Raw genomic sequence first — 21,704 nt, forward strand, 5'->3', positions numbered from 1 at the left:
CGACGCACCCAGCGACGGGAGGAGCGGCGTGGACGAGGAAGCCCCACCGAAGGGCACGGTGACCGAGCGCGCCATCGAGCAGCTCAAGGCGATGATCGCCGAGGGCCGCCTGGAGCCGGGCGAGCGCCTGCCCACCGAACGCGACCTGGCGGCCCGGCTGGGCATCTCCCGCAGCTCGATGCGCGAGGCGATCCGCGCGCTGACGGTCATGGGTGTCCTGGAGGCCCGGCACGGCTCCGGCATCTACGTCACCGCACTGGAGGCCGGCGACCTGCTGGAGACCTTCGGCGTGGTCGCGGACCTGTCCCGGGGCCCACGACTGGTGGAACTCCTGGAGGTGCGCCGCATCCTCGAATCCACGGCGACCGCACTCGCCGCGGCCCGCATCACCGACGACCGGCTCGCCGAGGTGGAGAGACACCTGGCGGCGATGAACGCCACCGACGACCCCGAGGAGATCCTCGCCCACGACCTGGCCTTCCACCGCGAGATCGCGGCCGCCGCGGGCAACGACACGATGGCCGCCATCCTGGAGGGCCTGTCCTCCCGCACCTTCCGCGCCCGCGTGTGGCGCGGCTACCAGGAGGAGGGCGCCTTCACCCGGACCCGTCGCGAACACGCCGCCATCCACCGCGCCCTGGCCGCCCGCGACCCGGAGGCGGCGCGAGCGGCGGCGGCCGCGCATGTGGGTGAGGTGGAGGAGTGGTTGCGGGCGCAGATCAGTAGGTGACCGGGTCCCGGACGAGCCGCCGGACGTGACCTGCCACAGCAGCGCTCCGCTCGGATGCCTCCTCCACGGCGCGCACCTGCCAGGGCCCGGCGATCGAGCCGTCCGGTTCCCAGCCGAACCGGCGCAGCCGCAGGCTCTCGTCCACCCGGCCGGCGGTGTGCAGCAGCTGGACCGCCCGTGGCAGGGCAAGGGGGTAGCCGCAGTCGGCGGCCCGTTGGTACCAGTTCACGGCCTCGTCGACTCGGCCGAGGTCCAGGAGCACTCCGGCGCCCTTCCACCAGCAATTGGCGTCCCCGGCGGCGTGCGCGAGGTCCCGCAGCAGGTCGAGGGCGTCCTCGGACCGGCCGGCCCGCGCGAGCATGTCCGCGGCCTCGCGGGCCGCACAGGGGTCGCCCTGCTCGGCCGCGCGCCGGTACCAGGTGATCGCCTCGTCGATCCGGCCCGCCCCGGCCAGGACCTCGGCCACGGTCCGCGCCGTCTCCGTGTCCCCGGCATCCGCCCGGCGCCGCAGCCAGCCGACCGCCTCGTCCGTCCGGCCGGCCTCACCGAGCAACTCGACGGCGCGCTCCTGGGAAGGACGGCTTCCCGCGTCGGCGGCCTGCTGGTACCAGCTGATCGCCTCGTCCGTCCGGTCGGCCTCCTCCAGCATCCCGGCCACCGTGTCCGCCAACTCGGCGCGGGACAACGGAACGGACTCGTACCGGACGGAACGCAGCTGTTCGTGAGCCTCGGCTGCCCGGCCCTCCGCACACAGCAGAGCGGTGAGGGACCAGAGGGCGTCCTCGCTGCCCGCCGCCGCGGCCCGCCGGTACTCGTCCAGGGCTGCATCCGTGCGTCCCGCCTCCCGCAGCATGCTCGCCAGCGCCCACCGTGCGTCGACATCACCAGCGTCGGCGTCCTCCTGAAGCAGGTCGAGCGCTTCGTCGACGTCGCCCAGTTCGGCCAGTAGCTCGGCAGCGGTCTCCCTTGCCCGGTCGAGACCGGCCTCGGCGGCCCGCTGGTACCAGTCGATCGCTTCGCGCACCCGGCCGGCCTCCCTCAGCCTGGCCGCGGCGACCCGCACGGCCTCGCCGTCACCTTCGGCCGCCCGTGCCCCGAGCCTCGCCAGGACCTCGTCCAGCGGTGCATGCTCACCCGGTGCGCCCGAGGCGATCCACAGGTCGTCGTCAGTGACCGCCTCGACAGCGCGCCGGTACCAGTGCAGCGCCTCTTCCACGTGTCCGGCCGCGTTCAGCAGTCGGGCCACCGCCCACACCGCGCCGCTGTCTCCGCCATCGGCGGCGCGCTGGTACCAGTCCAGCGCTTCGTCGGTTCGACCAACCTCCGCCAGCAGCTCCGCGTGCGGCCGGAAGGCGTCCGTACAGCCGGCTTCTGCGGCACGCCGGAGCCATTCGAGAGCCTCACCGCGGCGCTCGACCTCCCGGAGTGCCTCACCCAGCTGCCGCATGGCCTGCGGGTCGCCCTGATCGGCGCCGGCGCGCAGCGGGGCGAGTGCGCCTTCCATGCCGTCCCCGGCTGCCGGCACGGCCGTCCCAGGCCTGGCGCGGTCGCCGCCCTGTCGGTCCCGGACAACCTCGTCCGCTCCCACCGGCGACGCCGGCATGCGAGCCGCTTCCCGTGCCGCATACGGGTCGCCGAGGGCGACGGCGCGCCGGTAGGCGTCGGCAGCCTCCTGGGTTCGGCCCGCCCTGGCCAGGAACCGCGCCATGAGACGCCAGGCCTGGCTGTCTCCGCCCTCCGCAACGGGCCTCAGCCAAGCAATCGCCTCGTCGGCCCGTCCCGCTCGGTCCAGCAGGTCGGCCACCGCCCGCACGGAGTTGCCGTCACCGGTGCCGGCAGCCCGCCGGTACCAGGCGATCGCCTCCTGAGGGCACCCTGCTTCCTCCAACAACTCCGCAACCGCGCCCACCGCGTGCTTGTCACCGGCTTCGGCCGCGCGCCTGTACCAGGAGAGGGCTTCACTCGTACGTCCGTTGTCGTGCAGCATCTCCGCAGCGGCCCGGACAGCGCGTAGCCCACCGCTGTCCGCCGCCCGCCGACAGCAGTCGAGGGCCTCGTCCATCCGCCCGGCCTCGTCCAGCAAGCCGGCCAGATCCAGCAGGGCATCGGCATCACCGACCGCTTCGTACAGCCGGGCGGCGATACGGAGCAGCCCTCTGTCGCGCGCCTCCCGCGCCGGCTTGAGCCGGTCGCCCGGGGCGGCGTGAGCGGCGAGGGCGTTCCAGAGCGCTACCGGGACGGGGGCGGTCCGCCGATGCCTGCGGCCGTGCTGGTCGAGGTAGTCCGCGAGCCGGAAACAGGGGTCTGGCGGCAGGCTCCGCCCGTCCCGGGGACGCATGCGGGCAAGAGGTCCACGCGTGCCGCGCAAGGGGCTGGTGACATCGGCGAGGGCCACCGCCAGCCAGTCGTCGCCGAGCAGGTCCCACTGGTCGTCGGTGAGATAGCCCTCGGCACCGGCTTCGAGCAGTTTCCGGGGCAGGGCGAGGCCGTGACCGAGGCGCCGGGCGTCCATCGCGGCCTCGATCAGGGCCCGCGCGGCGGCGGGTGCCGTGCGGTACCGCTCCAACAACGCGGGGGCGCCGGCCAGGAACTGGGTGATCTGCCCCTGCTCCGCGTGCTCCACAGCGTACTTCAGACGCGGGTCGAGCCGGGCGTGCCGGGCCGCAGACCGCAGGTCCGGCCCGCTGAAGGCCGCCGGGACCCTGAGGTCGTGGCCGGTCAGCAGCTCGCGGGCCTGGGCATGGAGGTCTTCGCCGGTCCGTGCGGGCGGCCGGGTGGTGAGCCTCGTCCAGTACTCCGGCCACATCGTGCCCAGAACCAGGACCGGCCCGCGGCGCGGGTCACGGAGCAGGCTCCGCAGGCCGGCGGCCACTCGTTCACCGAGGTCGGTGGCGGGGGTGAGGAGGTAGTGCTGAGCCTCGTTGAGCCAGACCACCGTGCGGGGCCCCAGCCGAGCCAGTTCGGCGAGGGCTGCCCCAGGACGCGTGGGGTCGATCGGGTGCCACAGGCGCCATCCGGCGGGCAGGGCGCGCAGGGCTTCCCAGCACGCCCGCGTCTTGCCCGTGGACGACTCGCCCACCAGCGTCACGAGACGGCTGTTGCCCGCTGCGGCATCCATCACGACGGTGTACAGCCGCTCGTCGTGGGCGCGTTCGACGTAGGCCGGAAGTCCTGGCAGCGCGGTGCCGCCACGCAGCGGGGCGAGGTCGATCGCCCGGTGCACCTCCAGCGCGAACGGGTCGGTCACCGCGCAGAGCGGCTTCCCGGGTTGCTCGTCCAGGTGCGCCTCGACCCACAGCGCGCCGATCCTGGTGGCCAGTTCGTCCCCGTCCCAGGAGGCGCGGCGACCGAGGACGACGGCCACGGCGACCGCATCGGCCTGGTTGGGCGGTGCCTCGGGTGAACTCAAGCAGCGTCGGACCGTGTCCCGCCCGGGTGCGCCGGTCAGGGAGTCGTCGATCGCGATGTCCTCGACGATCTCGTCCAGCGTCGGAGCACCCGCCGCCAGGTACACCCGGTAGAGCAGGTCCTTCAGATCGCTCAGCGGGCCCGGCCCCACCTGTGCGCGTTCCAGCCGCCGAGGCCGCCTCCTGGGCGCGCCCTCCCCGTCGCCACTCATCGCACCATGCTCTCGCACCGGGTCGCTCCCGCGTGGCCGACCGGCGCGAACGTCCGGTCCCACCGGCACTCGTCGCAACTCAGGTGACGCACCCGCGCGGTCCCCCAGGCTCGATCCCGACCGGTCGTTCCGAGCCGGACCGCGAACGCCTCTCCTGGAGGAACCATGTCGACTGACCGCATGTCCCGCAGCCACAGGTCCCGCGACGACGTGTCCGACGAGCACGCGTCCGGCGGCAGGGTCTCGTGTGCCGAACGCAGGACGCTGGCACGGGCCCTGCTCCTGGGCGTGGTCACGGGTCTGACCCGGACAGTCGCCGGGTGGCTGCTCGATCTGATCCGTTCGTGAGCGGGAGCGCCGCCCGGAGGAGCCCGAACCGGGGATCCGGCCCGGGCGTCGGCCGCCCGCCGCGGCTCAGGCCCGCCGCAGCCGCAAGGTCATCAGCTGGAACGGCCGCAGCCGTACGGTGATCCGGTCACCGTCCCGGGCCGGCGGCTCGCCCTCCCCGCCCGGTCGTTCCAACAGGTCCGTCACGGTGAGGCCGGTGAACGGGAAGGCGGCGGTCAGGGTTGCCCGGGCTCGGGCTCCATGGGCCTCGTGGAAGCGGATCACCACGTCGCCGGTGCCGTCGTCGGCCAGCTTCACGGCAGTGACGACGACCGCCTCGTTGTCCACGGTGACCAGCGGGGCGACCTCACCTGCACCGGTCGTGCGCCGCTCGGGCAGGTTGATCCGCCAGCCCTCGCGGACCGCGTCGGCGATGCGGGCGCCGGGGACCAGGGCGTGCCGGAAGCGGTGGAAGCCCTGGTCGGTCTCGGGGTCGGGGAAGCGCGGGGCGCGCAGGAGGGAGACCCGCACCGTGGTGGTCGTACCGCGGTCGCCGTCCGCGCGGACCGTCCGGGTCACGTCGTGGCCGTACGTCGAGTCGTTGACGACGGCGACGCCCCAGTCCGGTTCGGCGAGGTGGACGAAGCGGTGGTTGCAGGCCTCGAACTTGGCCGCTTCCCATGAGGTGTTGGTGTGGGTGGGGCGGTGGAAGTGCCCGAACTGCGTCTCCGACGCGTACCGTTCGGCGTGCAGGTCGAACGGGAACGCCAGCTTCAGGAACTTCTCCGTCTCGTGCCAGTCGACCTCGGTGTCCAGCACCAGGCGCCGCTCCCCCGGCGGCAGCGTGAGCGCCTGGGTGACGCGGGAGGCGCCGAAGGAGCGGACGATCCGCACGGATTCGCCGTCCTCGCCTGCCGTGACGGAGTCGGCGTCCGTGAGGTTCGTGACCGTGTTCCGGTAGAACTCGTCCACGTCCCACGCGTCCCACATGTTCGGGAAGTCGGGGTGGAGCTGGAGGAGGTTCGCGGTGGCGCCGGGGGCGACGGTCTCGCGGCCGGCCTCGATGTCGTACACGGAGACGACAAGGCCCTGGGCGTCGATCTCGATCCGCAGCAGGCCGTTGTCCAGGACGTGGCCGCCCTCCGGGCGCGGTGCGAGCGTGGTCGCGCCGTCCGTCCGCGGTGTCGCCGCGCCCCCGGCCGGGACCCCGGCACCGGGGTGCGGAGCCGCGTTGAACAGCAGGGGCGTCTCCCCCTCGCCCGCGAGTGCCCGCTGGGCCGCCTCGATGATGCCGTTCAGCTCCGTGGCGACCCGCTCGTACGTCGCCCGGGCCTCACGGTGCACCCAGGCGATGGACGAGCCGGGCAGGATGTCGTGGAACTGGTGCAGCAGGACCGTCTTCCAGATCCGGTCCAACTCCGCGTAGGGGTAGGGAAATCCACTGCGTACGGCTGCCGTGGCGGCCCAGAGTTCGGCCTCGTGCAGGAGGTGCTCGCTGCGCCGGTTGCCCTGCTTCGTCCTGGCCTGGCTGGTGAGGGTGGCGCGGTGCAGTTCGAGGTACAGCTCGCCGACCCAGACCGGGGGTTCGGGATATTCGGCCTCGGCCTTCTCGAAGAACGCCCTGGGTGTCTCCCAGACGACGGTCGCGGAACCTTCGAGGTCGCGCAGCCGCGCCGCCTTGGCGATCATCTCGCGGGTCGTGCCGCCGCCCCCGTCGCCCCAGCCGCTGGGCGCGAGCGAGTGCCGGGCCCTGCCCTTGTCCTTGAAGTTCCGTGCCGCGTGGGCGATCTCGCTGCCCCTCATCGAGCAGTTGTAGGTGTCGACGGGCGGGAAGTGGGTGAAGATCCGGGTCCCGTCGATGCCCTCCCACTGGAAGGTGTGGTGCGGGAACTTGTTCGTCTGCGACCAGGAGATCTTCTGGGTGAGCAGCCACTTGGAGCCGGCCGCCCTGATGATCTGCGGGAGCCCGGCGGCGAAGCCGAAGGTGTCGGGCAGCCAGGCCTCCTCGTTCTCGATGCCGAACTCGTCGAGGAAGAACCGTTTGCCGTGCACGAACTGACGGGCCATCGCCTCCGAGCCGGGCATGTTGGTGTCCGACTCCACCCACATCCCGCCGGCCGGTACGAACCGCCCCTCCGCCACGGCCTTCTTCACCCGCGCCCACACCTCGGGCCGGTGCTCCTTCACCCACGCCCACTGCTGTGCCTGCGACATGGCGAAGACGAACTCCGGCTCGTCCTCGATCAGCGCGGTCATGTTGGACGTCGTACGGGCCACCTTGCGCACGGTCTCGCGCAGCGGCCACAGCCAGGCCGAGTCGATGTGCGCGTGTCCGACCGCGCTGATCCGGTGCGCGGACGGCACGGCGGGGGCGGCCAGCACCTCGGCGAGCCGGGCCCGGGCCGCGGCCGCCGTGCCGCCCACGTCCTGCAGGTCGACGGCGTCCAGGGCCCGGTCCACGGCGCGCAGGACGTCCCAGCGGCGGGCGGAGTCCACCGGCAGCTCGGCCATCAGCTCGCCCAGCACCTCGAGGTCCAGCACCAGCTGCCAGACGGTCTCGTCGAGGACGGCGAGGTCCATACGGGTGAGCGTGTACTGCGGATCGTGCCCGGCGGTGTCCTTGTCGCCGAGCAGGGTGGGCCGGAAGGGGTGGTAGTCGAGGATGACCGGGTTGGAGGCGGCCTCGATGTGCAGGCGCACCTCCTCCCCGCCTTCGACGGGCGCGCCGATGCGCACCCACTGGTTGCGCGGGTTGAGGCCCTTCACCGGGGTGCCGTCGGGCCGGTAGACCAGGCCCTCGCACTGGAACCCGGGCATGTTCTCGTCGAAGCCGAGGTCGAGCAGGGCCTCGACGGTCCGGCCGGCCCAGGCCTCGGGCACGGTCCCGGTCACCCGGAACCAGCTGGTCCCCCAGGGAGCACCCCACCGGGCGCCCACCTCGATCGGCTCGGGCTCGGCCGCCAGTCCCTCCGCGACCGGCACGGGCTCTCCCGGCGCGTGCCAGACCGCGACCCGCAGCGGCACGGACTCGGGGTACACGGCGGGACGGATGCGTTCGTCGAGGACGCGCCGGAGGCGGGCTTCGACCAGGTTGCGGTCGTCATGCATGCGGGGTGCTCCCTGCTGGGTTCCGGGTGCTTACCAGGTGTGGGTGACGGTCACGGGAGTCGAGGCGTTGTACAGCTCCCCCACCGAGCGCAGTTCGAATCGTGCGGCCGTCTCTCCCGGTGCGGGTTGCAGGCCCGCGACGAAGTAGGCGCGCTGGCAGGTGCCGCCGAGGAAGCGGCGGGTGCCGTCGGGCAGGACGCGGTGGAGTTCGTAGTGGCGTGTGGCTGACGCGATCACTTCGTCGACGGGGGCGGGCGCGGCGCTCCAGGCGAAGCGGAGGTCGCCTCCGGACGCCGCGGTGATCCGCAGATCGGCGGGGGCGGCCGGGACCGGGGCGGTGTCGTGTACGGCCAGGCCGCCCAGTCGCCAGCGCACGGCGCCGCCGTCGGGTGCGGTGAGGCGGACGCCGAGGGCGTGGATCGTGCCGGTCGGCCCGGAGAGCCGTACGGTCGACGTCCGCCAGGTGTTGACCGAGTTCACAGCTGCCCCTCCCTCGGTGTCGACCGAGTTCACAGGCAGATAGGTGTACGGCGGTGTCGCACCGGCGCCGCTCGGTTCGGCGGTGGCGACGGCCAGCTCGACGTTCACGGTGCCGGCGTCGGTCCGGTGCGTCAGCTCGACAACCGTGCCGGCACCGACCGCCAACCGGGTCACGTAGAGGTCCACCACGACCGGTCGATCCGGTTCACCGGCGACCAGCACGCTGCTCCCGCCCCGCCACGCGTCCGCGAAGTCGAAGGACACCGCCGGCCGCCGCCCCGCGGTCCGCACGGCCCACCGCCGCGACGGCAGCCGGTCCTGCAGCCCGAGGTGGTTCCACGGCGCGTCGGAGGTGACGGTCCCCTCCTCGTACCACCGCAGCCCGTGCCCGGTGTTGAACACGCTCGCGAACGGCACCGACGACACCGTCGACCGGTCCGCCACCGACACCGCGGGTGCCCGCCACGGATCCGTCCCGTCCGGCCGCGTCGGATCGAGCGACCGCCCGGTCCAGAACCGGTCGTCGGCCGCGTGGAAGTCCCCCGGGGCGCGCTGCCCGGCGGGCAGGTGGTTGCGGGTCCACTCGGGCCGGTAGAAGCCGATCGAGGTGATGTGCGCCTTCCCGGTGGGCACGACGGCGTCCCAGTTCACCGACGAGTCCGACCCGTTCGACTCGACGTCGAGGCCCGCCCACAACTCGTAGCGGCTACGGCCCAGTCGGTCCGCCTTGGTCCCCGAGGAGGCCAGGGTCGCCGCACTCCACCGGAAGTCGACGAACATGTCGTCGGCGGCCTGGAAGAAGGCCTGGTTCTGGCTGTTCAGCGCGCCCTGCCAACTGACCGTCCCATTCACGGTCATCGCGTCGTACCAGGTGACCCGCTGTCCCTCGGCCGCCGCGAGCGCCTTCAGCTCCTTCACGAACCCGAGCATGGCGGTGCCGAGCGCGGTGTTCCCGCCGCCGGTCTCGGCGTTCACGAACCAGCCGTCGAAGCCGTGGGCGGCGGCCACCGCGACGAGCTGGGCGGCGAGCGGGTAGTGTCCGGAGGCGTCCTTCTGGACGAGGTCGCGGGTCCACTGGAGCTGACCGCCGTAGGCGGTGGGCGGCAGGAAGATGTTGCCGAGGACGGGCACGCCGTGCCGGTGGGCCGCGTCCACGATCGGCGCGTTCGGCGCCAGGATCAGCCCCTCGCCCGCCGAGCCGCCCCAGAACACCAGCTCGTCGAGGTAGGCCCAGTGGGTGAGGGCGTAGTAGTCGGCGGTGGCCGAACCCTGCGAAGGGTTGGAAGAGGTCGGCCCGAAGGAGACCAGGGACTGGATGCGGGCCTGTCCCGAGCGGGCGGTGGTGTTCACCGGGGTCGGGGTGAACCGGGCGGCGAGCGGCACGGACGCGGCGTTGAAGGCGAGATCGGGATCGTCGGCGGCGCGCCAGGCCTTCAGACTGCGCCAGGTGATACCCGCGCCGGGGCTGCCGGAGGGAAGGGAGTCCGGGTACCAGTACGAGGCGTACGGCGGGCCGGCCGCCGCCCTGGGACGCGGGACCGCGAGGGCGGGCGTGGGCAGCAGGGCCGCGGCGGCCCCTGCGACGAGGACGGTGCGTCTGGTGGGGTTCACGAGCAAGTTCCTCCTTGTGGGATGGGGAGTACCTGGTCGGGACTGACGACTTCGGTGATGCCGCGGGCGGCGAGGTGCTCCTTGTCGTCCGCGCGGGTGTCGAGGACGGTGGTGGGGCGGGCGCCGTCGGCGACGAGCCGGAAGAAGGCGTCGAAGACGGGCCCGCCCGGGGCGCAGCGGGAGCGGTGGGCCGGGTCGGCGGGCACGACGAGGGCGGTGGCGCGCACGGCGGGGGGCTCACGGTGGGCACGTGCCGCCTCGGCCAGCACGCGCGCGGTGTCCTTGGGCCGCCGGTCGTCGGTGAACAGCCCGAGCCCGTACTCGAGTTCGGGGAAGTCGGCCAGTTCGCGGGAGACGTCGTAGGAGCACCACCAGGTGACGCCCCACAGGTCGGGGCAGTCCAGGACGTTCGCCACGGTCGCCTCGGTGAAGGCGGCCGCGTGTTCGGCGGGGACGAGGGGCGCCGGTGCGCCGACCTCCTGGAGCCACACGGGCCGGTGCGGTTCCCGGGCCCAGGCCTTGCTCAGCTCGACCAGGTAGGCCGCGTGGTGCTCGGCCGGTACGGAGGTACGCCCGTGGCGCTGGACGGTGCCGTTGAACACCCAGGAGTGCACCGCGGTGACGGCGCCGAGGCGGGCCGAGTGGCCGGGGGTGAAGGGCTGGTCGTCCTGGTACCAGGCGGCGTCGTACGAGGCGTGCAGGTGCGGCCGGTCCGGGGCGCCCTCGGCGCATGCGGCGAGCAGCCGGGTGAGCCAGCGCTCGGCGTCCTCGGCCGTGATCCGGTCGGGGTCGGGGTGGGGTCCGGCGGCGAACTGGTTGACCTCGTTGCCGATGGTCATGCCGAGGAAGTGGGGCCGGTCGGCGAGCGCGGCGGCGAGGGTGCGCAGGTAGGCGGCCTGGCCGTCGACGACGTCCGGATCGGTGAAGAGATTGCGCCGGTGCCAGGTCCGGGTCCAGGCGGGCAGGAAGTCGAAGCTGCTCAAGTGCCCCTGCAGGCCGTCCACGTTGACGTCGAGGCCACGTTCGCCTGCCGCGTCGGCCAGTCGTACCAGGTCCTCCACGGCGCGCGGGCGGATCAGGGTGCGGTTCGGCTGGAAGTAGGGCCACAGCGGGAAGACGCGGATGTGGTCCAGGCCGAGGGCGGCGATCGCGTCGAGGTCGGCGCGTACGGAGTCGAGGTCGAAGTCGAGCCAGTGGTGGAACCACCCTTCGCTGGGCGTGTAGTTGACGCCGAAGCGCACGGCAGGAGGCATGCGATGTGTCCTTGCGGGGGTACGGGACTCGGCAGGGATGCGGGACTCGGCCGGGTACGGCGCTCAGCCCTTGACGGCGCCCTCGCCGACCCCGCGGAAGAAGTACCGCTGGAGGCAGGCGAACAGGGCGATGAGCGGGGCCACGGCGATGACGGTGCCGGCGGCGACCAGGCGCTCGTCGTTGGCGAAGGTGCCGTGCAGATAGTTGAGGCCGATGGTCAGGGTGAACTTGTCGGGGTCGCTGAGCACGATCAGCGGCCACAGGAAGTCGTCCCAGGCGCCCATGAAGGCGAAGATCGCGACGACGGCGAGAGTGCCCTTCACCGACGGCAGCGCGATGCGCCAGAACCGCTGCCAGACGTCGGCGCCGTCGACGTAGGCGGCCTCCTCGATCTCGTACGGCAGGTTGCGGAAGGCGTTGCGCATCAGCAGCACGTTCATCGCGCCGACGGAGCCGGGCAGCACGACCCCGATGAGCGTGTTGTTCAGGCCGAGTTCCCGCATGGTCGTGAACTGGGCGATGATGATGCCCTCCACGGGCACGAGCATCGCCAGCACGAAGACCAGGGTGGCCACGCCCCGGCCGCGGTAGCGCAGCCGGGCCAGGGCGTACCCGGCGAGTGCCGAGCCCACGCAGTTGGTCACCACGCTCGCGCTCGCGACCTTCAGCGAGTTCAGGGCGTAGTCCCACACGGGGATGGTGCGGGAGACCCGCTCGTAGTTGTGCAGGGTGGGACGGCCGGGCAGGAACTTCGGCGGCGAGCTGAAGATGTCCTCGGTGGGGCCCTTGAGGGACGTGGACAGCTGCCACAGGAACGGGCCGACGGTGAGCGCCAGCACGGCGAGCAGCAGCGCGTAGCGCAGGACCAGTTCCCCCACCCGGATGCGGCGGCCGTGCTCGTCGGTGACGCGCGGCTCGCGGACGACGGCGGGCTCCTGGCCGGGCCGCGCCTTCTCCAGGACGCTCATGTCTCCTCCCTCCGGTCGGCGCGCAGGACGAGCAGCATCAGGGCGACGGTGACGACGAACACGACGACGGAGAGGGCGGAGGCGTAGCCGACGCGGCCGGTCAGGCCGGTGCCGGTGCGCTGGACGAGCATGACGAGGGTGGTGTCCTCGCCGGCCGGGCCGCCGCTCGGACCTGCCATCAGGTACACCTCGGAGAACACCTTGAACGCGGCGACCGAGGAGAGCGCGGCGACCAGCACCATGGTGGAGCGCACGGCGGGCACGGTGACCGTGAGGAAGCGGCGGACCGGTCCGGCGCCGTCCACGGCGGCGGCCTCGTGCAGCTCGCGCGGTACGTTCGCCAGCGCGGCCAGATAGATGATCATGTAGTAGCCGAGGCCCTTCCACACCGTCACGGCCATGGCACTCAGCAGGAGCAGCCACTGGTCGCTGAGGAAGCCGACCCGCCCGATACCCACCGTCTCCAGCAGGGAGTTGACCAGGCCGCGTTCGTCCAGCAGCCACACCCAGATCAGCCCGACGACCACGATGGAGGCGACGACCGGGGTGTAGAAGGCGGACCGGAAGAAGGTGATGCCGGGGATGTTCTTCTGCACCAGCAGCGCGAGCAGCAGCGGCAGGATCACCAGGGCCGGTACGACCCCGACGACGTACAGCGTGCTGTTGCGCAGGCCGGTCCAGAACATGTCGTCGTGGAGCAGCTCGCGGAAGTTGGCGAGTCCGACGAAGCGGCCCGGGATCAGGGTGCGGCGGTCGGTGAAGGAGTTCACCACGGTGGACACGAACGGGTACAGCACGAAGGCACCCGTGATGAGCAGTCCCGGGGCGGCGAACAGCCAGGGGCTGGTGGGAAGCTGCCGCCGCACCCGGGACGGCGCGGTGGGAGTGGCCATACCGGTTCAGCCCTGCTGCTTCAGGAGCTGGTCGCAGGCCTTGACAGCGTTGTCAAGAGCTGACTTGGGGCTCTCCTTGCCCTGCAGGGCCTTGGCGACCTCGTTGCGCAGCGCGGTCTTCATCTGCTCGCTGAACAGCACCGGTGTGTAATTGACCGCGCTCTTCAGGGACTTGGCCGCTGCGATGCGGACGCGCGTCTCGTCGGTGCCGTCCTCCTCGGTGAAGTACGGGTCGTCGAGGGAGCCCGCGGTGCTCGGGAAGATGGCGACCTTCTTGGCGAAGGACATCTGGTTCCGCGCGTCGGTGACGAAGTGCGCGAAGGCGACCGCGGCGGGGGTGCGCTTGGTGCGGGAGTTGACCATCACGCCCATCACGTACATGTTGACGTGCCCGGTGCTGGTGATCTGGTCGGTGATCCCGATGTTCTTGTACAGGTTCGGCGCCTGCTTCTTGAAGTTGCCGAGGTCGAGCGCGCTGCCGGGGTTCATGGCGACGGCCTCGGTGAGGAACTTCTTGCCGGAGGACTCCGGAGTGGCGGTCAGGGCCTGCGGGTCGAGGGCCTTGGCGTCGTACAACTCCTTGTACTTGGTGAGGAGTTCGACTCCCTTGGTGTCGTTGAAGGCGAACCCGGTCCCCTCCTTGTTCATCAGCCGTACGCCGTACCTGCCGAAGTCCTCGACGGTGGGCACGTTGGCGAGGGTGGCGACCCTGCCGTCGCTCTTCCTCGCCATCTGCAGCGCGTCGGCGAAGAGTTCGCCGTAGGTCTTCGGCGGGGCGCTGGGGTCGAGTCCGGCCTTCTCGAACAGGGACTTGTTGTAGAAGAGCGGGCCGGTGTTCAGGTACCACGGGAAGGCGTACGTGCCGTTCAGGCCGGGGACCCGGTGGCTGGCCCAGGCTCCGTCCAGGTATTCGGACCTGTACTCGCCCGCGGCCTTGTCGAGGTCGAGGGCGAGGCCCGCCTCGGCGAGCGGGGCGACCAGGTCCGGGGAGACGTTGACGACGTCGGGCAGGGTGCCGCCGGCCGCGTCGGCGCTGATCTTGTCGGCGTAACCCTCGGCGGGCTGGTCGATCCACTTCACGTGGGTGCCGGGGTACTTCTTCTCGAAGTCCGCGATGAGGCCGTCGAAGTACGGCTTGAAGTTGGCGCGCAGGTTCCAGGTCTGGAAGGTGATGTCGCCCTCGACCCTGCCCGAGGCGTCGGTCGAGCCTCCGTCGTCCCCGCCCGAGCCGCAGGCACTGAGCGGCAGGACTAGGGCGACGGCAGCGGCGGCGAAGGTTCTGCGGGAGATGCGCACGGCGGCTGGGCTCCTTTGCAGTGGGATGCGGCGGGAAGCAGTGGATGCAGGGGATGAGGCAGAAGGTGCCGGGCCAGACTGTGCCCAGCGATTCCGTGAAGAGTCAATGGATTCGACCCAGCTAAAGTCATTAGTGGCTCAAAAGCCCTGCTCACAGCGACGCGTTGGTCCTATTGCCGCCGATCGCTAATGCGCTTTAGGGTAAGTGCGCTCAAGCGCATTAGCAGTTGTCCGGTACCGGCCGCACGGAATGGAGGGCCCAGCGTTGCCGGAGAAACGATCGCCCGCGCGCCGACCGACGATGAAGGACATCGCGCGCCGCGCCGGAGTCTCCGAGAGCGCGGTCTCCTTCGCCCTCAACGGCCGCCCCGGTGTCTCCGAGACCACCCGCGCCCGGGTCCGCCGGGTCGCCGAGCAGCTCGGCTGGCGTCCCAGCACGGCGGCCCGCGCCCTCTCCGGCGAGGGGGCGGCCACGGTCGGCTTCGTCCTGGCCCGCCCGGCGGACACCCTGGGCGTGGACTCCTTCTTCCTCCAGCTCGTCTCCGGCATCCAGGAAGTGCTCGCCGAGCGCCATCTGGGCCTGCTCTTCCAGGTGGCCCAGGACGTGGCCGACGAGTGCGCGGTCTACCGGCGCTGGTGGGCGGAGCACCGGGTGGACGGCGTCCTGGTGGTCGACCCGCGCGCCGAGGACCCTCGCCCCGACCTGCTGGACGAACTGGGCCTGCCCGCCGTGGTGATCGGCGGCGCACCCGACGTGCGCCACCCCGGGCTGTCCACGGTGTGGGCGGACGACGTCGGCGCGATGGCGTCGGTGGTCGACGAGCTGGCGGTGCTCGGCCACCGGCGGATCGTCCACATCGCGGGCCTGCCCACCCTGGCGCACACCCAGCGCCGTATCGCCACGCTGCGCGCGGAGGCGGGGCGCCGCGGCCTCACCGAGGTCCGCTCGGTGACCACCGACTACTCCGACACGGAGGGCGCCGCCGTGACCCGCCGGGTGCTCGGCGGCTCCCCTCCCCCGACCGCGCTGATCTACGACAACGACGTGATGGCCGTGGCCGGTCTCGCGGCGGCCGCCGACCTCGGTTTCCGTGTCCCGCAGGACGTGTCGGTCGTGTCCTGGGAGGACTCGGCGCTGTGCCGCATGGTCACGCCCCGGCTGTCCGCCCTGTCCCGGGACAGCGCCGAGTTCGGTCGCACGGCGGCACGCGAGCTGATGGCGCTGCTGGACGGGGAGGCGGCACGGGCGGTGGGAGTGCCGGTGCCGCGGCTCACGGGGCGGGGCAGCACGGGGAGCGCACGGTCGACATGAGAAGACAGTGCTTAACCGTTCAACAGCCCGGTTTCCTACGGTATCTAACCATTCGACACTTGCGGAACTCCGCGTTCGGAAAGATGCTGGAGATATCCGGGCCGGGCGTTTCGCCAGGAACCGCAGCACCGTGGTGGCGATCGGAATCCTGCCGCCGACCTCCTACTCCGCCCGGCCTCCGGCCGACGGCTCGGTGCGTGGTCGCCCTCGCGGTGACAGACACGCACGTGAAGGGGAGCCGTCATGAACGCACCGTCCGCGAGCGGGACGACCACGCCCCGCTACTGCGCCCAACCGCCCCAGACCCAGCCCGTGTTGCGCCCGGACCTCAGCCCGGGCCGATCGAGGGCCATCCTGCTGGTCCGCGCCAAGTGGGTCAACGGCACGGTCCTGCACTACGCCTTCCTCGACCAGGGCGGTGACATCGGAGGTCCGGAGCAGCTGGAGGAGGTCCGGCGCGCCTTCCAGACCTGGAAGAGCCTCGGGATCGGGCTGGACTTCAAGGAAGTCGCCGATCCCAGCGAGTCCGAGATCCGTATCGCGTTCCGGGAGCGCGACGGCTCCGCGTCGTACGTCGGCCGGGACAATCTGCTCATCGGCACGAACGAAGCCACCATGACCTTCGGCTGGGACCTGACCACCCCCTACGGCAGGGCCACCGCGCTGCACGAGACCGCGCACGCGGTCGGCTTCGCCCACGAGCACCAGAACCCGTTCGCGGGCATCGTGTGGAACGAGGCGAAGGTCTACGAGGACCTCGGTGGACCGCCCAACAACTGGCCCCACGAGGTCACGTTCGAGAACATCCTGCGCAAGCTGTCGAAGGACGAGGTCACGGGGTCCGACTGGGATGTCCACTCCATCATGGAGTACAGCTTCGGGCCCGGACTGATCGTGAGCCCGGAGGCCTACCGCAACGGCATCCCGGAGACACTGAGCCTGTCCGCGGTGGACAAGGAGCGCGTCCTGCAGTGGTACCCGCCGCTCGTCGCCCAGCCGGCCCGGCTCGAGGCGTTCCAGTCGACCCCGCTGCAGCTCACCACCGGCGAACAGGCCGACTTCGAGATCGTGCCGCCGGAGACCCGGAACTACGAGATCGGCACGTTCGGCAACAGCGATGTCGTCCTGGCCCTGTTCGAGCGCGTCGACGGCGAACTCAAGTACGTCGCCGCCGACGACGACAGCGGGCAGGACCGCAACGGACGCCTCGCGGTGAAACTCGTCAAGGACCACGCCTATGTGGCCCGGGCCCGTCTGTACTCCACCTGGGGCAGCGGCTCGATCGCGCTCATGTACTGGTGAGCTGCGGCTCCCTCAGAGAACGGTCGGCAGCGGTGGCGTGCCGGTGACCGACATGACGAGGGAGTAGAGGGCCGTGTCGGCGGCGATGAACAGGCGGTTCCGCTTGGCGCCGCCGAAGCGGATGTTGGCGACGACGTCGGGGACCAGCAGGCGGCCGAGAAGCGTGCCGTCCGGGTCGTAGCAGTGCACACCGCCCTCCATGGCAGCGGCCCAGAGCCGGCCCCCGTCGTCGAAGCGGATGTTGTCGAAGTTGCCGATCCGGCACTCCGCGAAGACCTCGCCCCCGGTGAGGGTGCCGTCGTCCTGGACGTCGAAGACGCGGATGTGGTTGGCCCTGCTGTCCGACACGTACAGCCGGCGCTCGTCAGGCGAGAAGACGAGGCCGTTGGGGCCGCGGAAGCCGTCGGCGACCAGCCGCACCTCGCCGGTGCCCGGGTCCACGCGGTACACGTTGCAGGCACCGATCTCGCTCTCGGCGCGGTGGCCCTCGTAGTCGCTGGTGATGCCGAAGTCGGGGTCGGAGAACCAGACCGAGCCGTCGGAGCGCACGGCGGCGTCGTTCGGGCTGTTGAGCCTCCTGCCCTCAAAGCGGTCGGCGATCACGGTGACCGAGCCGTCGTGTTCGGTGCGGGTGACGCGGCGGTTGCCCTGCTCGCAGGTGATCAGGCGGCCCTCGGTGTCCAGGGTGTTGCCGTTGGGGTGGCCGGCGGGCGAGCGGAAGACGCCGACCCTGCCGGTCGTCTCGTCCCAGCGCAGCAGTCGGTCGTTGGGGATGTCGCTCCAGACCAGGTACCGACCGGCCGGGACGTAGACGGGACCCTCGGCCCAGCGGCAGCCCTCGTAGAGGGTCTCCAGCTTCGAGTCGCCCGCCTGGCACCTGCCCGTGCGGAACCGGTCATCGAGGGTCTCGTACAACTGCGGGCGCTCGCCGGGCATGCCGTCAACCTCACTATCGCTTCGAATGTTGATCTGCAGTATCAGCACTATGCAGAATGAGGTTCGGCAGATCAAGTTCTTCACCGAAGGAGATACCGTGGACGACGTCGATCGGCAGTTGCTCGTCCTCCTCCAGGAGGACGCCACCAGGCCGTACGCGGCACTGGGTGAGACGGTCGGACTGTCCGCGGGGGCCACCCACGAACGCGTGCGCAAGCTCCGGGAGCGAGGGGTCATCCGCCGGACGGCGGCCGAGGTCGATCCCGCGGCGATCGGACGTAACGTGCTCGCCTTCGTCATGGTGGACTCGACCCGCTGGGTGGGCGACTCCGGCGACCGGTTCGCCGCCATTCCGGAGATGGAGGAGGCTCATGTGATCGCCGGAAGCTCCTCGGTCCTGGTCAAGGTCAGAACCTCCACCACACAGCAACTCCAGGACGTGCTGCGCCGCATCTACGCCATCGAGGGGGTCAGCGGCACGCAGGCCACCGTGGTGCTGGAGACCTTCTTCGAGCGCCCTGTCACCCCGTGACGCGAGAAGATACCGAGGACGCCGCGCACGGCCTCCTCGGCCGGACACGGTTCTCGTGCCGGGGTGGCAGGCACGCCAACGGGCCTACGGGCGATGCGACTTGACCCATTGATCGGATCACCACTCCGATGGCGGACTTCACCCCCTCGACGAGCGGCCCCCGACCGTGCACAGTTCTCCGTACGCACCCTGATTGATCTACGCACGCTCATCGATCGGCGCGCGCTGATTGATACCGACGAGTAGCCGAGGAGTGCCCGTGAGCAGCTGGGCCGGCCGGACCGCCGCCGAGATCGCCGCCGCCGTACGCGCGAAGGAGGTCACGCCACGGGAGGTGGTGGCGGAGCACCTCGCGCGAATCGAGCGGCTCGACGGCCGGATCGGGGCCTTCCGGAAGGTCCGCGCCGAGGCCGCGCTCGCGGAGGCGGACGCGGTGGCGTCCCGTGCCGATCTGGCCGAACTGCCGCTCGCCGGTGTGCCGGTGGCGGTGAAGGACAACCTGGCGGTACGCGGCGAGTCCCACCGCGACGGCTCGGCCGCGACCCCGGACACCCCGGCCGCCGAGGACCATGTGACGGTGGCCCGGCTGCGGGCGGCAGGTGCGGTGGTCGTGGGCCTGACGAACGTGCCCGAACTGTGCGTCTTCGGCACCACGGAGGGCGTGTTCGGCATCGCCCGCAATCCCTGGGACACCTCCCGCAGCGCGGGCGGGTCGTCCGGGGGCAGCGCGGCCGCGGTGGCGGCGGGCCTGGTGCCGATCGCGCTCGGCAACGACGGGATGGGCTCGCTGCGCATCCCGGCCGCCAACTGCGGGCTGGTCACACTGAAGCCGGGGCACGGGGTGGTGCCGGCCGGGATCGGCAACGGCGACTGGTTCGGGATGTCGGAGAACGGTCCGCTGGCCACGACGGTCGAGGATGTGCGGCTGATGCTGTCGGTCCTCGCGGACGCCGAGTTCGTCCGGCATGAGGAGCGGACGCCGCTCAGGATCGCCGTCGCCCTGCGCAGCCCGTTCGCCGGCGTGAGCGTGAGCAAGCCGTATACGACCGCGGTCCGGCAGGCGGCCGGGGTACTGGCCAAGGCCGGGCACCGGGTCCGGCGGGCCGAGCCGCCCTACCCGCTCTCCCTCGCCATCACCTCGCTCCAGCACTGGACGGCGGGTACGGCGGTGGACGCGGCGGGGCTCGACCCGGCTCGGCTGGCCCGGCGCACCCAGGTGCACGCGGCCGTGGGCCGCCGTTTCCTCGCCTCGGTGCGCACCGGCGACCAGCGCGAACGCCTCCGCGCCCGGCTGACCCCCTTCTTCACCGAACACGACGTGCTGCTCACCCCGGCCCTGGCCCGCCGCTCCCCCAAGGCCGCCCCCTGGCACAAGCGCGGCTGGCTGCGCAACATCGCGGCCAACTCCGCCTACTCCCCCTTCACGCCGCCCTGGAACCTGACGGGCTGGCCCGCGATGTCGATCCCCCTCGGCACCCTCCCCTCCGGCGCCCCCTGCGCCGTCCAGCTCGTGGGCCGCCCGGGCACGGAGGAAACCCTCCTGGATCTGGCGGCACAGCTGGAGAGCCTGCACCCGTGGCAGCGGACGGCACCCCTGGCAGCTCAGGCGTAGCGAACCTCACGCCCGTCACGCCGGTCCCGCGGGGTGACACCGCCCGGCCCGGGCTGCTCGTCGCAGTACGGGCCGTGCAGGTCGAGGCCGCCGACATCGGCGGTGATCACCGCACCGGGGGGCGAAGTACGCGGGGTCGAGCGTGCAGGAGACGCTCGTACCCGCCGCTGCGGGCGGCTCGGAACTCCTGGGTTCCTCCGCCGGGCGGATCCCCGCGAGCTCCTGACGGATGCCGTGGCCGTCCCGCCGCACCTCGACGACGGTCCGCGTGCCGAGCGCCGCTGCGGCGGCGCCGACCCGGCGCTCCGGACCGAGCAGCGCCCCGAAGTACCCGAGGCTGGCCGGTCCGCGCCCCCTCCAGGGCGTCCGGCACGTCGTCCGTGACGGAGAAGGCCAGGTCACCATGGATCTCGGCCGTGATCCGCGGGGTGTGGTCCGGGGCGAGGCGGGCCGCCGGATGGAGCCCTGCCGCCAGGACGCGGCACAGGACCCGGGTGGCCAGGCCGGGGTGATCACGGGAGACGCCGAAGGACATCGCAGGGTTCCGCCGTGCGTGCTCGTCGAACTCGACGATCTTGATGCCGGCGGCGCTGTACCTGTCCGGCATGAGGATCACTCCCCCGGCCGGTCGAGCGCCTTGTACATGATGTGCAGCCCTACCCTGCCCCGGCGGGGATGGTCGAACGCCTTCGGGACCGTGGCGAGGACGGTGAAGCCGAGCGACTGCCACAGGCCGACCGCGGGGTTCGTCTCCACCACGGCGTTGAAGACCATCGCGTGGTAGCCGTGGGCCTTCGCCTCGGTCAGGATGTGCTCGGCGAGGGCTCGGCCGATGCCCTGGCCGGTGCGGTCGGGGTCGACCATGAAGCCCGCGTTGGCGACGCCCGCGGCGGGGCCGCCGTAGTTCGGGGTGAGGTAGCCCGAGCCGACCACGGTGCCGGCGGGGTCCTCGGCCACGTAGACACGCTTGGCCGGGCCCATCCACAGGGCACGCGCCTCCTGCTCGGAGGTGCCGGGGTCCCAGGCGTAGGTCTCGGCGGCGGCGACGATCCGGTGCCAGAAAGGCCAGATGTGCGGCCAGTCCCCGGCCGCGGCTTCTCTGATCAGCATGGGCGTGAGTCTGCCACGCCCATGCGCGCGGCGATCGCGGCGAACCGGCCCGGCGGGTCAGTCGACGCTGGGCAGGATGTGGGGTTCGGCGAGGTCGTCCTCGTAACCCGCGAGGCGGATCGGAGCGGAGCGGGCCCACACGTCGAGGCTGCCCAGTTCTCCGGGCCGCCGGCGGCCGCGCTCCGTGCGTTCCTTGGGGCGTTCGTCGCGATTCGTCTTCTCCGGTGTCACCGCGCACTCCTTATGTGTCGGGTCACCCTCGGGGCATACCGGACAGCTTGCGCTCCGGTGCCAGTCGCCCGCTCGGGTCTGGATGGAAATCCGGTCGGACGCGGTGGCGCCGGTTCGGACGAGGGGTGTGGGTGGGACCCCGTACTGCTGTCCATGCCCTCCAGATTAACCAAATGAGCGGAGGTCCGCTCGATAGGGAGTGCAAACAAGGTGTAACTATCGGAAGTCGATTGCCCACCAATGACCCTCAATATGACGCTATTTGTCACATTGCGCATCACCCACCCGACGGTTTGATTCACCCACTCGGCGTACATGCGGCGCAGTTCAAGTGCCGTTGGCCGGGTCGCAAGCTCGCCATGATCTGCTGGCGGAGGGCAACG

17 protein-coding genes are annotated in these 21,704 nt (G+C 71.6%); 6 read left to right on the forward strand and 11 right to left on the reverse strand.

The genetic code is table 11. From position 1 onward, the window contains the following. Positions 1–28: 28 nt before the first annotated feature. A complete protein-coding gene (locus FB157_RS07315; RefSeq protein ID WP_145877173.1) occupies positions 29–730 on the forward strand; it encodes a FadR/GntR family transcriptional regulator in 702 nt (233 codons plus the stop codon). On the opposite strand, the gene FB157_RS07320 is transcribed toward FB157_RS07315, so the two are convergent. Continuing rightward, the gene (locus FB157_RS07320) at positions 720–4,349 is read right to left on the reverse strand and encodes a tetratricopeptide repeat protein (RefSeq protein ID WP_145877175.1); all 3,630 of its coding nucleotides are present in this window, start codon (positions 4,347–4,349) and stop codon (positions 720–722) included. The genes FB157_RS07315 and FB157_RS07320 overlap by 11 nt on opposite strands. A 165-nt stretch (positions 4,350–4,514) precedes the next feature. Between FB157_RS07320 and FB157_RS07325 the strand changes: the two genes are divergently transcribed. Then, positions 4,515–4,697 carry a hypothetical protein gene (locus FB157_RS07325; RefSeq protein WP_145877177.1) on the forward strand — a complete coding sequence of 61 codons (183 nt, stop codon included), beginning with the start codon at positions 4,515–4,517 and terminating at the stop codon, positions 4,695–4,697. Between the two features lie 66 nt (positions 4,698–4,763). On the opposite strand, the gene FB157_RS07330 is transcribed toward FB157_RS07325, so the two are convergent. From FB157_RS07330 to FB157_RS07355, 6 genes are all read right to left on the reverse strand, one after another. Then, the gene (locus FB157_RS07330; RefSeq protein ID WP_145877179.1) at positions 4,764–7,784 is read right to left on the reverse strand and encodes a glycoside hydrolase family 38 C-terminal domain-containing protein; all 3,021 of its coding nucleotides are present in this window, start codon (positions 7,782–7,784) and stop codon (positions 4,764–4,766) included. A 30-nt stretch (positions 7,785–7,814) separates the two neighbouring features. After that, complete coding sequence (locus tag FB157_RS07335) at positions 7,815–9,875, reverse strand: endo-beta-N-acetylglucosaminidase (protein ID WP_145877181.1); 2,061 nt, start codon at positions 9,873–9,875, stop codon at positions 7,815–7,817. Then, on the reverse strand, positions 9,872–11,128 hold the full coding sequence (locus FB157_RS07340; protein ID WP_145877183.1) for a glycosyl hydrolase: 1,257 nt from the start codon (positions 11,126–11,128) through the stop codon (positions 9,872–9,874). Before FB157_RS07340 ends, FB157_RS07335 begins: the two co-directional genes overlap by 4 nt. Positions 11,129–11,191: 63 nt before the next feature. Then, positions 11,192–12,097 (reverse strand): carbohydrate ABC transporter permease, encoded by a 906-nt coding sequence (locus FB157_RS07345; RefSeq protein WP_145877185.1) that lies wholly within the window; start codon positions 12,095–12,097, stop codon positions 11,192–11,194. Beyond that, positions 12,094–12,990, reverse strand: coding sequence for a carbohydrate ABC transporter permease (locus FB157_RS07350; protein ID WP_145877187.1), 897 nt, complete (start codon positions 12,988–12,990; stop codon positions 12,094–12,096). The genes FB157_RS07345 and FB157_RS07350 overlap by 4 nt, the downstream gene beginning before the upstream one ends. Before the next feature lie 6 nt (positions 12,991–12,996). Beyond that, positions 12,997–14,286: an ABC transporter substrate-binding protein gene (locus FB157_RS07355; RefSeq protein ID WP_145877189.1), complete on the reverse strand. Its 1,290-nt coding sequence runs from the start codon at positions 14,284–14,286 to the stop codon at positions 12,997–12,999. A 265-nt stretch (positions 14,287–14,551) separates the two neighbouring features. Between FB157_RS07355 and FB157_RS07360 the strand changes: the two genes are divergently transcribed. Continuing rightward, positions 14,552–15,598: a LacI family DNA-binding transcriptional regulator gene (locus FB157_RS07360; protein ID WP_145877191.1), complete on the forward strand. Its 1,047-nt coding sequence runs from the start codon at positions 14,552–14,554 to the stop codon at positions 15,596–15,598. A 243-nt stretch (positions 15,599–15,841) separates the two neighbouring features. Next, on the forward strand, positions 15,842–16,900 hold the full coding sequence (locus FB157_RS07365) for a M12 family metallopeptidase (protein WP_145877192.1): 1,059 nt from the start codon (positions 15,842–15,844) through the stop codon (positions 16,898–16,900). A 12-nt stretch (positions 16,901–16,912) separates the two neighbouring features. Here the strand turns inward: FB157_RS07365 and FB157_RS07370 are convergent, their stop codons facing one another. Next, positions 16,913–17,836, reverse strand: coding sequence for an SMP-30/gluconolactonase/LRE family protein (locus FB157_RS07370; protein WP_145877194.1), 924 nt, complete (start codon positions 17,834–17,836; stop codon positions 16,913–16,915). 97 nt (positions 17,837–17,933) lie between these two features. Between FB157_RS07370 and FB157_RS07375 the strand changes: the two genes are divergently transcribed. Both FB157_RS07375 and FB157_RS07380 read left to right on the forward strand, forming a co-directional pair. After that, entirely contained in the window at positions 17,934–18,368 is a 435-nt protein-coding gene (locus tag FB157_RS07375; protein ID WP_145877196.1) for an Lrp/AsnC family transcriptional regulator, read from the forward strand. A 259-nt stretch (positions 18,369–18,627) separates the two neighbouring features. Next, positions 18,628–19,980 (forward strand): amidase, encoded by a 1,353-nt coding sequence (locus FB157_RS07380; protein ID WP_145877198.1) that lies wholly within the window; start codon positions 18,628–18,630, stop codon positions 19,978–19,980. A 106-nt stretch (positions 19,981–20,086) separates the two neighbouring features. On the opposite strand, the gene FB157_RS07385 is transcribed toward FB157_RS07380, so the two are convergent. The 3 genes from FB157_RS07385 to FB157_RS07395 are packed head-to-tail and all read right to left on the reverse strand — an operon-like array spanning position 20,087 to position 21,321. Beyond that, on the reverse strand, positions 20,087–20,587 hold the full coding sequence (locus tag FB157_RS07385) for a hypothetical protein (RefSeq protein ID WP_145877200.1): 501 nt from the start codon (positions 20,585–20,587) through the stop codon (positions 20,087–20,089). A gap of 5 nt (positions 20,588–20,592) precedes the next feature. After that, a complete protein-coding gene (locus tag FB157_RS07390) occupies positions 20,593–21,090 on the reverse strand; it encodes a GNAT family N-acetyltransferase (protein ID WP_145877202.1) in 498 nt (165 codons plus the stop codon). Between the two features lie 57 nt (positions 21,091–21,147). Continuing rightward, the gene (locus tag FB157_RS07395; RefSeq protein ID WP_107407368.1) at positions 21,148–21,321 is read right to left on the reverse strand and encodes a hypothetical protein; all 174 of its coding nucleotides are present in this window, start codon (positions 21,319–21,321) and stop codon (positions 21,148–21,150) included. Between the last annotated feature and the right edge of the window lie 383 nt (positions 21,322–21,704).

This window comes from Streptomyces sp. BK340, assembly GCF_007827595.1.
Lineage (GTDB): Bacteria > Actinomycetota > Actinomycetes > Streptomycetales > Streptomycetaceae > Streptomyces.

Excerpts from the sequence above, each read along its gene's own strand:
- FB157_RS07345 (WP_145877185.1), bottom strand. The coding sequence starts at position 12,097 with ATGAGCGTCCTGGAGAAGGCGCGGCCCGGCCAGGAGCCCGCCGTCGTC.
- FB157_RS07320 (WP_145877175.1), bottom strand. The coding sequence starts at position 4,349 with ATGAGTGGCGACGGGGAGGGCGCGCCCAGGAGGCGGCCTCGGCGGCTG.
- FB157_RS07370 (WP_145877194.1), bottom strand. The coding sequence starts at position 17,836 with ATGCCCGGCGAGCGCCCGCAGTTGTACGAGACCCTCGATGACCGGTTC.
- FB157_RS07390 (WP_145877202.1), bottom strand. The coding sequence starts at position 21,090 with ATGCTGATCAGAGAAGCCGCGGCCGGGGACTGGCCGCACATCTGGCCT.
- FB157_RS07325 (WP_145877177.1), top strand. The coding sequence starts at position 4,515 with ATGTCGACTGACCGCATGTCCCGCAGCCACAGGTCCCGCGACGACGTG.
- FB157_RS07350 (WP_145877187.1), bottom strand. The coding sequence starts at position 12,990 with ATGGCCACTCCCACCGCGCCGTCCCGGGTGCGGCGGCAGCTTCCCACC.
- FB157_RS07340 (WP_145877183.1), bottom strand. The coding sequence starts at position 11,128 with ATGCCTCCTGCCGTGCGCTTCGGCGTCAACTACACGCCCAGCGAAGGG.
- FB157_RS07365 (WP_145877192.1), top strand. The coding sequence starts at position 15,842 with ATGAACGCACCGTCCGCGAGCGGGACGACCACGCCCCGCTACTGCGCC.
- FB157_RS07330 (WP_145877179.1), bottom strand. The coding sequence starts at position 7,784 with ATGCATGACGACCGCAACCTGGTCGAAGCCCGCCTCCGGCGCGTCCTC.
- FB157_RS07385 (WP_145877200.1), bottom strand. The coding sequence starts at position 20,587 with ATGCCGGACAGGTACAGCGCCGCCGGCATCAAGATCGTCGAGTTCGAC.